At 55.2% G+C, this 13518-nt stretch carries 10 protein-coding genes; 6 read left to right on the top strand and 4 right to left on the bottom strand.

Annotation, left to right across the window (positions count from 1 at the left end; genetic code table 11):
- Positions 1-20: 20 nt before the first annotated feature.
- Positions 21-2237 carry a ferric-rhodotorulic acid/ferric-coprogen receptor FhuE gene (gene fhuE / locus J1782_RS15055; protein ID WP_217153438.1) on the bottom strand — a complete coding sequence of 739 codons (2217 nt, stop codon included), beginning with the start codon at positions 2235-2237 and terminating at the stop codon, positions 21-23.
- 330 nt (positions 2238-2567) lie between these two features.
- On the opposite strand from fhuE, the gene J1782_RS15050 reads away from it, so the two are divergent.
- The 6 genes from J1782_RS15050 (at position 2568) to J1782_RS15025 (ending at position 10528) form a co-directional block, all read left to right on the top strand.
- Positions 2568-3470 (top strand): homocysteine S-methyltransferase family protein, encoded by a 903-nt coding sequence (locus tag J1782_RS15050; protein ID WP_217153437.1) that lies wholly within the window; start codon positions 2568-2570, stop codon positions 3468-3470.
- Between the two features lie 74 nt (positions 3471-3544).
- The gene (locus J1782_RS15045; protein ID WP_193333071.1) at positions 3545-5086 is read left to right on the top strand and encodes an ABC transporter substrate-binding protein; all 1542 of its coding nucleotides are present in this window, start codon (positions 3545-3547) and stop codon (positions 5084-5086) included.
- A gap of 106 nt (positions 5087-5192) precedes the next feature.
- Positions 5193-6131 (top strand): ABC transporter permease, encoded by a 939-nt coding sequence (locus tag J1782_RS15040; protein ID WP_152323953.1) that lies wholly within the window; start codon positions 5193-5195, stop codon positions 6129-6131.
- Positions 6132-6149: 18 nt separating this feature from the next.
- Positions 6150-6965 (top strand): ABC transporter permease, encoded by an 816-nt coding sequence (locus J1782_RS15035; protein WP_217153436.1) that lies wholly within the window; start codon positions 6150-6152, stop codon positions 6963-6965.
- Positions 6962-8554 carry an ABC transporter ATP-binding protein gene (locus J1782_RS15030; RefSeq protein ID WP_217153435.1) on the top strand — a complete coding sequence of 531 codons (1593 nt, stop codon included), beginning with the start codon at positions 6962-6964 and terminating at the stop codon, positions 8552-8554. The genes J1782_RS15035 and J1782_RS15030 overlap by 4 nt, the downstream gene beginning before the upstream one ends.
- A 309-nt stretch (positions 8555-8863) precedes the next feature.
- Positions 8864-10528: a methyl-accepting chemotaxis protein gene (locus J1782_RS15025; RefSeq protein WP_217153434.1), complete on the top strand. Its 1665-nt coding sequence runs from the start codon at positions 8864-8866 to the stop codon at positions 10526-10528.
- Between the two features lie 160 nt (positions 10529-10688).
- On the opposite strand, the gene J1782_RS15020 is transcribed toward J1782_RS15025, so the two are convergent.
- From J1782_RS15020 to J1782_RS15010, 3 genes are all read right to left on the bottom strand, one after another.
- Complete coding sequence (locus tag J1782_RS15020) at positions 10689-11966, bottom strand: type II toxin-antitoxin system HipA family toxin (protein WP_217153433.1); 1278 nt, start codon at positions 11964-11966, stop codon at positions 10689-10691.
- The gene (locus tag J1782_RS15015) at positions 11963-12259 is read right to left on the bottom strand and encodes a helix-turn-helix transcriptional regulator (RefSeq protein WP_152323795.1); all 297 of its coding nucleotides are present in this window, start codon (positions 12257-12259) and stop codon (positions 11963-11965) included. Before J1782_RS15015 ends, J1782_RS15020 begins: the two co-directional genes overlap by 4 nt.
- A gap of 193 nt (positions 12260-12452) precedes the next feature.
- Complete coding sequence (locus J1782_RS15010; RefSeq protein ID WP_217153432.1) at positions 12453-13442, bottom strand: aldo/keto reductase; 990 nt, start codon at positions 13440-13442, stop codon at positions 12453-12455.
- Positions 13443-13518: the final 76 nt, after the last annotated feature.

Raw genomic sequence — 13518 nt, 5'->3', positions numbered from 1 at the left:
CGAGCATCTGCGAGCCAAAATCAGAAGCTATAACTCGCTGTCACCGACACATTTCTCGGCTCGCCGTACACTACGTACTGGCTGACACTCGTGTCATATTCTTTGTCGAACAGGTTGTTCACGTTGGCCTGCACGGCGAGTTGTTTCGTGACCTGATAACGGCTGAAGAGATTAACCACGGTGTAGCTGCCTTGCTCGGCGTAACGGGTGCCGTTGCCGCTTGGGCCCGGCACATCCTGCCAGACGTGAGTCTGCCAGTTCGCGCCGCCGCCGACGGTCAGATCCTGCAACATCGGCAGACGATAGCTGGTGAACAGTTTCAGCTGCGTGCGCGGCAGTTGCGGGTTAACCGCGTCGCTGTTCTCGTCTTCGGCAATGTAACGGGTGCCGCCGAACGTCATCTGCCAGTTGTCGGTCAGCGCGCCATTCAGTTCGAATTCAATCCCGCGGCTCACCGTGCCGTTTTTACCTTCGTACGCCGTATCGGTCGAGCCTTCGATGGTGCGGCCGGTGCTTTGCGCGACGTTATCGAGTTCCGCACGGAACACCGCAACGGATGCGGTCAGGCGGCTGTTGAACCAGTCGGATTTCACGCCCGCTTCGTAGTTTTTGCCGATTACCGGCGACAGATACGCGCCGTTGATATCGCGGTAAGTCTGCGGCTGGAATACCGACGTGTAGCTGGCGTAGGTTGACCAGGTATCGTTGATGTCGAACACCAGACCGGCGTACGGCGTGATGTTGTTCTTCTCAATCTGAGCCGTCAGGGTGTCAGAATTCCAGTTGGTGTAACGCGCACCGACAATCAGATGCAGCGGATCGGCCAGCGAAAGACGCGTGGCGACGTACGCGGATTTCTGGCGGATAACGTCCCGCTCAGCCAGAGAACGCGGACCCCAGTCAGTTTCCGGGAACTGGCTGTTGTAGTCGTTAAAGTTGCCCAGCTCTTCGGTCGAAATATTGGCGAATGCGCTGTAATAGGTATTTTGTTGTTTGGAATAACTCACGCCGGTCATCAGTTCATGCTGACGGCCAAACAGTTCGTACGGGCCGCTGGCAAAGGCGTCCACGCCATCGACTTTACGTTTACCGGTGTTGTAGCCGGTCCCCGCGACGACCGGATAACCGGCATAAGCGGATTCGCCCACGCCGGTGTTTTTATCGAATGTCCCGTCGATGTACATCATTTTGCTGTCGATAAGGGATTCAGTATGCGTGCCGTTCAGCGTGGCCTGCCAGCCGTTATCGAAGGACTGTTTCAGGGTGGTGAAAAGTTTGGTGGTCTCTTTATTGCTGTAAGCCCAGTCCGGCGCGGAGTTGAAACCACGGCGGTAATCGGTTTTGCTGCCGTCGAGATACCAGCGCGGCATGCCGCCCCAGGTCGGGCTGTCGGTATTCGTTTGCTGGAATTCGTAGCCCGCGGAAAGCAGGGTGGAATCGGTCAGGTCGGCATCAACCGTGGCGTAGACGAATTTTTTGGTCGCGCCGTAACGCTCAACGTAGCTGTTCTGATCCTGATATCCGGTGATCAGGCGGCCACGCACACTGCCGGAGGCATTCAGCGGAGTAGACAAATCAGCCACGTAACGCTGTTTGTTCCAGCTGCCGTAAGTCGCGGAAACATTGCCCGTGAACTCTTTGCTGTCGGCGTGTTTACGCACCTGGTTGACAGAAGCGGACGGGTTGCCCGGGCCGGTCATCAGGCCGGTTGCGCCGCGCACCACTTCGATGCGTTCGAACAGTGCGGTGTCGGACTGGGAATCGCCCAGATCCCAGCGCGGGTCGAAGGTGGTCGGAATGCCATCGACCATGTAGTTATCGATTAAAAAGCCACGTGCGTAATAGGTGCGACGGTCAAGATCCGAGACGCTTTCCTGAATGCCGGTGGTGTTTTTCAGTACATCACCCAGCGTTTGCAGTTGCTGATCCTGCATACGTTGTTTGCTGATGATGCTCACGGACTGCGGAATGTCGCGCGTTGTCAGCGCCATTTTGGTCCCCGCGGTGGTGACCGGTACGCTGTAATCGGTAGCGGCAGTGTCGGTAACCGCCGCGTTATTTTGGCCGGTCACGACGACCGTATCGTCGGTTTTATTCGCCGTAGTTTCGGCGGCAAAAGCAGAATGTAAAGAAGACGAAATAAAAACAGCCATAACAGAAAGTGAAAGTTTCTGTCCTAAATTATTATTCCTGCCACGGATTGATTTAACTGAATTTTTCCCTGAAACGGATACCATTTATTAATCTCCGAAAGATTATTTTATATTTTATTAGCCACAACTTTTAGATATTTATAACGCTTTAAAAGGGTGAACAAGACCCGCCGGGATCCCCCGAAAAAGAGGGCCGGAATGGTGGAGTGCAAACTTAGTTAATAAAGCGAATGAGAATAATACGCATTGGGTTTAGCGGTGTAAATAAATATTACCATTCTGTAATAGTGAGTTTTCTTTTCTCATTTTTAGCCATTAAGAAATCTAGACATCTAAACGTTCGTTTTGTAGAGTGTCATTCACCTGATGAATTACTGTTTGATTCAGTTAAGAAAATTTCGAGGCGGTGACACAATGATCAGTAACATTAAAATTCTCGATGGCGGAATGGGCCGTGAACTGGCCCGGATGGGCGCGCCGTTCCGTCAGCCGGAATGGTCGGCGCTGGCGCTGATCCAGGCACCGGACTTTGTGCGTAAAGCGCATGACGCTTTTATTGCAGCCGGTTCCGACGTGATCACCACCAACAGCTACGCCGTTGTCCCTTTCCATGTGGGTGAAACCGTCTTTGCGGAGCAGGGCGCAGCGCTGATTGCGCTGTCCGGAAAACTGGCGCGCGAAGCCGCTGATGCGGCAAAAACGCCGGTGAAAGTGGCGGGTTCCCTGCCGCCGGTTCTGGGTTCTTATCGCCCGGATCTCTTCGAGCCCGTTGCGGCGAAAGCACTGCTGACCGTGCTGGTGGAGAATCTCAAAGACACCGTGGATTACTGGCTGGCCGAAACGCAAAGTTCAGTCGCCGAAGTTGAAGCAGTGCGCGAAGTGCTGACAGATGTGCTGGGCGATGACCGGCGTCCTCTGTGGTTCTCGTTCACCTTGCAGGATCAGCTTACCGGTGACGGCCACGCGCTGCTGCGCTCCGGCGAATCCATCGAGCAGGCGGTTGACGCCGCGCAGCGTTTATCCGCCAGCGCGATTTTGTTCAACTGTAGCCGCCCGGAAGTGATGGCCGCCGCCGTTCGTGCGGCACGCGCCGCAAACACCTCTTTTGATATCGGCGTTTATGCCAACGCTTTCGAGCCCGCGGATAACAAACGCGGTGCGAATGAAGGGTTAAGCAAAATGCGTCAGGACACCGATCCTGCCGGATATCTGCAATTTGCCGAAGACTGGGTAGCGCAGGGCGCAACGATGGTTGGCGGCTGCTGCGGTATCGGGCCGGAACACATCGCTGCATTGAAAAACGCATTCAGCCAATAAAATCAAAAACATTTCAGCCGCACGCCGGACTGAATTTTGGGGCGTGATCGCCTCAGTGACAGGGGAAAAACATGATTGATCGTCGTTCGTTTATTAAAAGTGCGGGGGCACTTTCCATCGCAGCCGCCACGCATTCATTGTGGCTGGGCAACGCATTTGCCGCCGACGCTGAGAAGCCGAAAAAAGGCGGACACCTGGTGGTGGGCGTGGATAACGCGTCCAGCACCGACCGTCTGGATCCGGCATTCTGGTTTGAAACGTACATGTATTTTGTCGGCTCACAGGTTTTCAATAACCTGGTGGAAATCGACGAAAGCGCCGGGCTTGCCCCCTCGCTGGCGGAATCCTGGTCATCTGCCGATGGCAGCAAAACCTGGGTGCTGAAAATCCGTCAGGGCGTGCAGTTCCACGATGGCCGCTCGCTGGGCGCGAAAGACGTGGTCTATTCCCTTAATCACCACCGCGGCGAGAAATCCACATCGCCGGTAAAAGGTTATCTGGACACCGTCAGTTCCATTGAAGCGACCGGCGAACACGAAGTGACGATCAAACTGACCGCCGCCGATGTGGAATTTGTCTGGCTGCTGAGCGCGGTGCATTTTGCGGTCACCGCCGAAAATGAAAACTTCGACAAAGGCATCGGCACAGGCGCGTTCATTCTGGAGAAATTCCAGCCGGGCGTTACCACGCTGACCAAACGCAATCCGAATTACTGGAACAGCGAACGCGGGCATGTTGATTCCGTCGAAACGCTGGCGATGAACGATTCCACGGCGCGCGTGGCGGCGCTGGTCAGCGGCTCTGCGCACCTGATTAACCGCGTGAATCCGCGCATTGTCAGCCGTATCGAGCGCATGCCGAACCTGAAACTGGTGCGTGCGAAAGACAGCATGATTTACACCTTCCCGGGGCTGTCGAATCTGGCGCCGTTTGATAACGTCGATGGCCGTCTGGCGCTGAAATATGCCATTGACCGTCAGCAAATTATCGACACGGTATTGGGCGGATACGGCACCGTTGCCAACGATAATCCCATTTTCCCGTCGAACCGCTACTTTGCGAAAGACATCCCGCAGCGTCCGTATGATCCTGAAAAAGCCCAGTTCCACTGGAAGAAATCCGGGTTCAGCGGCCCGCTGACGCTTAACGTGGCCGACGCCGGTTTCCCGGGCGCGGTTGATGCCGGTCAGCTTTATCAGCAGTCTGCGGCGAAAGCCGGGATCAACCTCAACGTGGTTCGCGTGCCGGATGACGCGTTCTGGAATGATATCTGGCAGAAAAAAGCGTTTGTGTCGTCTAACTGGGCGAACCGTCCGACCGCCGATGCGCTGCTTTCTCTGGTGTTTACCAGCCAGTCTTCGTGGAATGAATCGGCCTGGCACGTTCCGGCTTTCGATGCGATGGTGAAAGCCGCGCGCGGGGAGCCGGATGAAGCGCGCCGTAAGCAGATTTACCACGATATTCAGGTGATGCTGGTCGATCAGGGTAGCGAAGTCATTCCGCTGTACGCCGACGCGCTTGACGGCTGCTCATCCAAAATCAAAGGATTCACCTCTGTGCCGGGAATGCCGCTGAGCGGTAACCGCGCGGCAGAGAAAATCTGGATCGAAAGCTGAGCCGGGTAAAAGAATAATGTCAGAGCTTCCTTCTGTAAAAATACCTCAACGGCCCGCGGGCCGTTTTTCGCTGAACCGTGTTTCACCAGACGGCTCGCTTTTGCGCATGGTGCTGGTGCGTTTGTTTTATGGCGTGCTGGTGGTGCTGGCGGTTTCCGTGCTGATTTTTGCCGGTGTGCAGTTGCTGCCGGGCAACGCGGCCACCGCCATTCTCGGCCAGAGCGCGACGCCGGACGCCATCCGCGAACTGAACTTGCAACTCGGGCTGGATAAACCGGCGGCGAGCCGCTATCTGAGCTGGCTGTCCGGCGTACTGCACGGCGATTTCGGTACAAGTTTCTCCACCCGCGAAGCCATCAGCGGCCCGCTGTTTACGCGGCTTGGTAATACGCTGTTTCTGGCGGGATGCACCGCCGCCATCGCGGTTCCGCTGGCGCTAATCATCGGGTTTATTTCCGTGCGTTATCACGGCAGCGTTATCGATACTTTCCTTAATGCCATCACCCGCGCCACCGTTGCGCTGCCGGAATTTTTCTCCGGTTATCTGCTGATCCTGATTTTCGCCATCACGCTGGCGTGGGCACCGAGCAACAGCAGTATTTCGCCGGACATGCCGCTGGCCGCCAAACTTTCTGCAATCTCACTGCCGTGCGCCACCCTGGTGCTGGCGATCCTCGGGCACATGAGCAACATGACCCGCGCCGCGCTGATTGCCGCGCAAAGCTCCGCGTATGTGGATACCGCGCTGCTGAAAGGGCTGTCGCCGTCGCGCATTTTGTGGCGTCACGTTCTGCCCAACGCCATCGGCCCGATTATCAACGTCGTGGCGATCAATCTGGCGTATCTGATGGTCGGCGTGGTGATTGTCGAGAACGTCTTTGTGTATCCGGGGCTGGGGCAATACATGGTCGACAGCATCAGCAAACGCGACATTCCGGTGATGCAGGATTGCGCGCTGTTGCTGGCCGGGATTTATATCCTGCTGAATTTGCTGGCCGACGTGATGGCGCTGGTCGCCAATCCGCGTTTACGCCATAACCGCTAAATTTTAGGAATTGCTGCAATGCCTGCCTTAAAACCTGCCTCGATCCTTGGCCTGCTGGTGCTGATTCTCTTTGTTCTTATCGCGATTTTTGCGCCGTGGCTGGCGCCGCACGCACCGGATCAGACACTGGGCATGTCGTGGGATCTGCCGGGACCCAATGCGCTGCTCGGCACCGACAATCTCGGGCGTGATCTGCTTTCGCGCCTTATCTGGGGCACCCGTGTTTCGCTGGGCGTTACCGTGCTGGCGGCGCTGGTGGCCTTTTCGGTCGGCTGCACGTTGGGCTTTATCGCCGGATTGCGCGGCGGCTGGCTGGATCAGGTGATTTCCCGCTGCAATGACATCGTGATGGCGATCCCGACACTGATTCTGGCGCTGATCGTGCTGGCCGTCTTGCCGAAAACCTTGCTGACCCTGACGCTGGTTCTCGGGCTGCTGGAATCCACCCGCGTGCTGCGCGTGGCACGTTCGCTGGCGACGGATATCGGCGTGATGGAGTTTGTCGATGTGGCGCGCCTGCGCGGAGAAAGCCTCGGCTGGATCCTCCGGCGGGTGATTTTGCCTAACGCCTTACAGACGCTGATTGCCGAATTTGGCCTGCGCTTTATTTTCATTTTGCTGTTCCTTTCGGCGCTGTCGTTCCTCGGTCTTGGCGTTCAGCCACCGACCGCTGACTGGGGCGGGCTGGCGCGGGATAATAAAGACGGCATTCTGTTTGGCGTTTGGGCGGCGCTGATCCCCGGCGGGGCGATTGCGGTGCTGGCGCTGGCGGTAAATGCCGTCGCCGACTGGCTGATGAGCGGTTCGACCCGCGTCTGGGGGAAAAAAGCATGAGCGACGTTTTACTCAAAACAGAAAATTTGCGCGTGGTGTCCGCCGGTAAAAATCCGCGGACGCTGGTGGATGACGTGTCTTTTACCGTGAAACGCGGCGAAGTGCTGGGGCTGATTGGTGAATCCGGCGCGGGGAAATCCACTATCGGGCTGGCAATTCTCGGCCATTGTCGTCAGGGAATGCGTATTCATTCCGGCAGCATTGTCTTTAACGGGCAGGATCTCACGGCGTTGTCTGACCGGCGTTTACGGCAGATCCGTGGTCGCCATATTGCGTATGTGGCGCAGTCCGCCGGTGCGGCGTTTAACCCGGCGATTACCCTGGGTGAACAGGTGATTGAAGCGGCACTGAAACACAAAATCTATGACCGCCAGCAGGCACAGGCGCGCGCCATTGAACTGTTTGAACAGCTCGGTTTGCCGCAGCCGCAGGCGTTTTATCAGCGTTATCCGCATCAGGTTTCCGGCGGTCAGTTGCAGCGGGCGATGATTGCGATGGCGCTGTGCGCCAGTCCCGAACTGCTGATTTTCGATGAACCGACGACGGCGCTGGATGTCACCACGCAGCTTGGCGTGCTGAAAGCCATTGCCGATGTGATCCGCATTTCCGGCGTGGCGGCTATTTACATCAGCCACGATCTGGCCGTTGTCGCGCAAATCAGCGACAAGATTATGGTGTTGCAGCACGGCAAAACGGTGGAACAGGCACCGGCCGCGCAACTGCTGGCGCAGCCGCAACAGGAATACACCCGGCGTCTGCTGAATGCGCAGGGCGAAACCAAAACGCCGCAAACCGGCGAGGCACCGGTGGCGCTAAGTCTGCGCAATATCAGCGCGCGTTATCAGGCGCAGCCGGTCTTGCAGGATATTTCCCTGAATTTGCCGCGTGGCCGGACGCTGGCGGTGATCGGCGAATCCGGTTCGGGGAAATCAACGCTCGGCAAAGTGATTTGCGGGTTACTCAGTCCGGAAACGGGGAAAATGACGCTGGAACAGCAAACGTTGCCTGCCGGTCTGCGTCAGCGCAGCCGCCCGCAGTTGCGCGATGTGCAGCTGATTCATCAGATCCCCGATACCGCGCTGAACCCGAAAGAGCGCATTGGCGGGCAGATTTCCCGCGTGCTGGAATGTTTTACTTCGCTTAACCGCCCCGAACGGCAGGCCAAAGTCAGCGAACTGCTGGCACAGGTCGGGCTGCATGCGGAGCTGGCGGAGCGTTATCCTGCGGCACTTTCCGGCGGCCAGAAGCAGCGCGTGTGTATCGCGCGTGCGCTGGCGGCGGAGCCGAAGCTGATTGTGTGCGACGAACCGACGTCCGCGTTAGACCCGCTGGTGGCGCGCGAGGTGCTGGCGCTGCTGCGTAAAATCCAGCACGACACCGGCATTGCGTACCTCTTTATCACGCACGATTTGCAGGTGGTGCGCGAGATTGCTGATGAAGTGGCGGTACTGAAGCAAGGCGTGATTGTGCGTCAGGGGCCGGTAGCATCCGCACTGAGCGAACCGCTGGACGATTACACCCGCGAGTTGCTGCATTCCGTACCGGAAATGCGCACCGGCTGGCTGACGGAAATGATCGTCAGCGCGTAAAGCGGCCTCCCCTGAAAAGGGGAGGCGTAAATCGCAATTCCATTTTTGTACAGTTACAAACTTTTCTGATTCATTTCTCTTTACACTTCCCTAATAATTCATTCACTAAAGATCTCTTTATTTGTACCGATAACCTTCCTGAACATTAAATATTTCTAAGAGTTTTATTCCCGCGTCAAAAAATTAATTTGAGATAAGGGTTTACGGATTATTTAAAAAAATAAACAGTGATTTCGCTATGCAATTATCAGCGGTTTGAATTGTTTCGCGTTGTATTCATTTTATTGGCCAGGAAATAAGGGAGTGAGAATGTTTAAGATGATCAACAATATGCGGGTGGGTGCCCGTTTGGGGGCCGCATTCAGCCTGGTAATTCTGTTATTAATCATCGTCAGCGTGACAGCAGTAACCAAAATAAGCGCTATCAACGCCAGCATTGACCAAATAGTCAACGATCGTTATGTGAAAGTTCGTCTGGCATTTGATGTCCGCGACGGTGTGAATAACCAGATTAAATTCTTGCGCGGAATTGTCATCGATACCAAGAATCCTGAACAAAACCAAAAACGTTATTTACAGCTGGATGACACCATTAAACAAACCAATCTGGCGATGAGCAAAATTGCGGCCATCCAGACAACGGTGACCGGTAAGCAAAAAATTAAAGCCTTGCAGGATGCCAGCGATGCGTTTGAAAGCGGCAAAGAAGCGCTGATTGCACTGGCCCGCGCCGGTGATATGGACGGCGCAACCGAATATGTCCTGCGTAAACTGACCACGTCGCAGAACGCGTATCTGGATCTGGCCATCGCTTTTGCCAATTCTCAGGATCAGCAGTTGCAGGCTGAAGGCAAAAAAGCGGTGGCAGACGGGCATACCGCCATTGAACTGACGCTGATTTTCTCCGCGCTGGCGATCCTGCTGGCCGCGGCAATGGGCTATTTCCTGACCCGTTCAATCACCCGTCCGCTGCTGAATGCCGTGAAAGTGGCGGAAAACGTGGCGGCAGGCGACCTGACCACGCAGATTCAGGTGAACTCCCACGACGAAACGGGCCAGCTGATGCAGGGCCTGAAAAACATGAACGAAAATCTGCTCAAGATCGTGACAGAAGTTCGTGCCGGAACCCATGCGATTAACAGCGCGTCCAGCGAAATTGCCGCCGGGAACCTGGATTTGTCTTCCCGTACTGAACAGCAGGCCAGCTCACTGGAAGAAACCGCCTCGGCCATGGAACAGATGACCGCGACGGTGAAACAGAATGCTGATAACGCGCGTCAGGCTAATCAGCTCGCGGCGCAGGCTTCCCGCGTGGCAGTGCAGGGCGGCGAAGTGGTGGGCGAAGTCGTTAATACGATGGAAGGCATCAATGCTTCTTCCCGCAAAATCGTCGATATTATCGCGGTGATCGACGGCATTGCGTTCCAGACCAACATTCTGGCGCTGAACGCCGCCGTGGAAGCCGCGCGTGCCGGTGAACAGGGGCGCGGATTTGCCGTGGTGGCATCAGAAGTGCGTAATCTGGCGCAGCGTTCTGCTTCGGCGGCGAAAGAGATTAAATCGCTGATCGACGATTCTGTTCTGAGAGTCGATAACGGGACGCAGCTGGTCGCTAAAGCGGGCGCGACGATGGCCGAAGTGGTGTCCAGCGTGAAGAACGTGACCGACATCGTGGGCGAAATTGCGATTGCCAGCAATGAACAAAGCACCGGCATCGAAGAGATCAACAAAGCCATCAACCAGATGGACGAAGTCACGCAGCAGAACGCCGCGCTGGTCCAGGAAGCCTCTTCGGCAGCATATTCCCTGAATGAGCAGGCGGAGCGTCTGTCGCAGGCCATCAGCATCTTTAAAGTCAGCGCGGCGACGGCAACCTCCGCCGTGCGTAAAGCGACGCAGGTTAAATCTCCGGCATTATTGCCAAACCGTCGCGCGGTGCCTGCCGCCGATGAAGGCTCGTGGGAAACCTTCTGATTTTCTGATTATTTTCTGCGTTAATTCTCCAAACCCGGTACTGAGTATCGGGTTTTTTACTTTTCTGCCGCGAAGAAAGTGACGCAGGGGGACTGACGGGCTGACGATGAGGCGGAAGGCGACTTGCGCTTATTTGAACCTTCCGTGGTGCGGTTACCCGCTATCTTTTCAGAAAATCTGCACGCAGTTTATTCAGAACGTTGAAGACCGGTTTTCCTGCGGATTCGGCAATCTTTGTGTCAGCGAAAACTTGCTGCCAGTTAGCCAGTGCGGCCAGCGTCTGATCAATGTAATCATCCGGTTTGAGGAATTTATAGTCTTTGCACAACTGGTGCATAAGTTTTCGCGTCGGTTTTCCTTTTCCAGCAAATGACGTTGTGTGTTCCCCCATGCCTTCAGAAAATGTCAGGTCATAAGCGGGGGTCAACGTCCACCGTTCTTCCGCATCAGAATGGATAAATGCAAAGTTTTTTGCATGATCATCGTAGTTATGGGAGAGCGCATTAAAGACCATCAGACGCGCCATTTTCTCGACTTCAGCAGCATTTTGGGTCAACGCGTAAGTGAGTTTAAGCATTTCACTGTAATCGAGCGACTGGGTTCTGAAATCGGCATAAACCAGCGCCGATGCGGTCATCACGTGGCGGCGGCTGTCGCCCTCACGGTCAAAACGACGTGTTGCAAAGAAACGCTCGGTTTGATTCTTATCAGAGAGTTGCACGTCTAACAGCGTTGAGTCCGCCATTGTGACGCCCGCATTTCTTGCCATGATGGCGTATGCCTGCTCGATAGCGCCAGTTTCCAGCGGTTCATCCAACGCCCTGAACTTTACAATCCAGTGGGTATATCCTTCACGCAGCGGCTCAAAGGCTGAAGTAGCCTGGGTTGTGTCAGCTGAGAGGGCTACGATGGCCTTTGGCCGGGCACCACCGGGCGAGCCGCCCGCGATACGCAGTGTTTTAAGAACCTGGCGAGTCTCTCCGGCCTGCACTTCGACAGAGGCCTCAAAAAGGTCTGCGAGGCTAAGCGAAGAGGGAATATCCACTTTCTCAGATTTAGGGTGATATTCAAAAGCCCCCATGCCGCGATCGCCGAGGTACGCCAGACGGTCAAGTTGAGTGAGCGTCCGGGATGTTCCCGCACCAAAATGGCCATCGAAGAACCGGTCCATTAATTCCAGACCCCAGCCATCCGGCAGGGAATCTGAAAATGCGCCATGTAACCCGCGAAATAACATATGTTTCGCCAGCTGAGGTTTATCATCGAACGTCATTGTAAACGGTGAAAGGCTGAACCCTGAAGCCAGCCACGCTTTACTGTATGTGAAGTAAATGCCTTTTCCTTCAGCCTGATACAACTCACCGACCTTTTGTCCGTTGACGGAAACGGTTAGCTCTTCTACATGCGTCAATGTGTCGTTTCTGAATGATTTATTCATCGTCCCCCCCGCTGGCGGCTGGCATTTTTGAGTTCCTCATAGGAACCGGGTTGTGAAGGTTTGAACAGCGTGGTGAATGGCGTGAGTTCATCCAGCGCGGTCGCCAGCAAGATCATCGATTCCAGCGTAGCAGAACCCGTGAGTTCAAAGCGTTTTATGGATGATTCAGAAACCCCTGAACGTTCAGCCAGTGTTTTACGTGAAAGATTTTTCGACAGACGTAATGCCCGTGCGTTTTTTCCGATATCGCGGGCAATTTCAGCAGGGGAATAAAGAAAGTGCATCAGGGACATTAAACGTCACTCCAGTGGCACTTAATGGTCCATATAAGACCTGTTATGTGCATTAATCGATGATAATGGGTCATTTTAGACCCGTTATTAAAAAAAATGCAAAACCCCGCACAAAAGGTCATTTATGACCTCTTATGCGGGGTTGATAGTGTTTACAGGTCATATTTGACCCATAAAAGTATGGCCTGTTTTGTTAACGCCCGACGCGTGCCTGCAACGCGGCCGGATAGCGGTCTCCGTGAACTTCGACGGCGGCCAGCGCGCTGGCGAGATTGCGTAATTCGCTGTCGCTCAGCGTGACGTCCGTTGCGCCTAAGTTTTCTTCCAGACGGTGCAGTTTGGTGGTGCCCGGAATCGGTACAATCCACGGTTTTTGTGCCAGCAGCCAGGCCAGCGCAATCTGTGCCGGTGTCACGCGTTTTTCCTGCGCGATGTGATGAATCACCGCCAGCAGGCTCTGGTTTGCCGCCAGCGCTTCCGGTGAGAAACGCGGCACTTTGCTGCGGAAATCGTCGCTTCCAAAGGTGGCATTCGCATCAAATGCGCCGGTCAGGAAGCCTTTCCCCAGCGGGCTGAAGGGCACAAAACCAATACCCAGCTCTTCCAGCGTCGGAATGATTTCCTGCTCCGGCTCGCGCCACCACATTGAATATTCGCTTTGCAGCGCGGTAACCGGCTGCACGGCGTGCGCGCGGCGGATAGTTTGTGCGCCCGCTTCGGACAACCCGAAGTGCTTCACTTTACCCTCGGCAATCAGATCTTTTACTGCACCCGCAACGTCTTCAATCGGTACTTCCGGGTCTACACGGTGCTGATAAAGCAAGTCGATGACGTCCGTCTTCAGGCGTTTCAGCGAGCCTTCCACCGCAACGCGAATGTGTTCCGGGCGGCTGTTGAGGTTTTGCTGTTTGTTATCGTCGCCAAAGGTGAAACCAAATTTCGTGGCGATCACGACTTTATCGCGCACCGGTGCCAGCGCTTCGCCGACCACTTCTTCGTTGAGGTACGGGCCGTAAACTTCGGCGGTGTCAAAGAAGGTCACGCCGCGTTCGACCGCGGCGCGGATAAGTTCAATGGCCTGACGGGTTTCCGTTGCGGCGCCGTAACCAAAACTCAGCCCCATGCAGCCTAAACCGAGAGACGAAACTTCGAGGCCAGATTTGCCCAGTAAACGTTTTTGCATGTGATTTTTCCTCAGTATTGACGTGATACGTTCAGTGTCCGTGGGATCTGCGATCCGTTATGTGGAGATTTATCCT

The sequence above is a fragment of the Rahnella sp. BCC 1045 genome (assembly GCF_019049615.1).
GTDB classification, from domain to species: Bacteria; Pseudomonadota; Gammaproteobacteria; order Enterobacterales; family Enterobacteriaceae; genus Rahnella; species Rahnella contaminans.
This window is presented reverse-complemented; position numbering and strand designations above follow the sequence as displayed.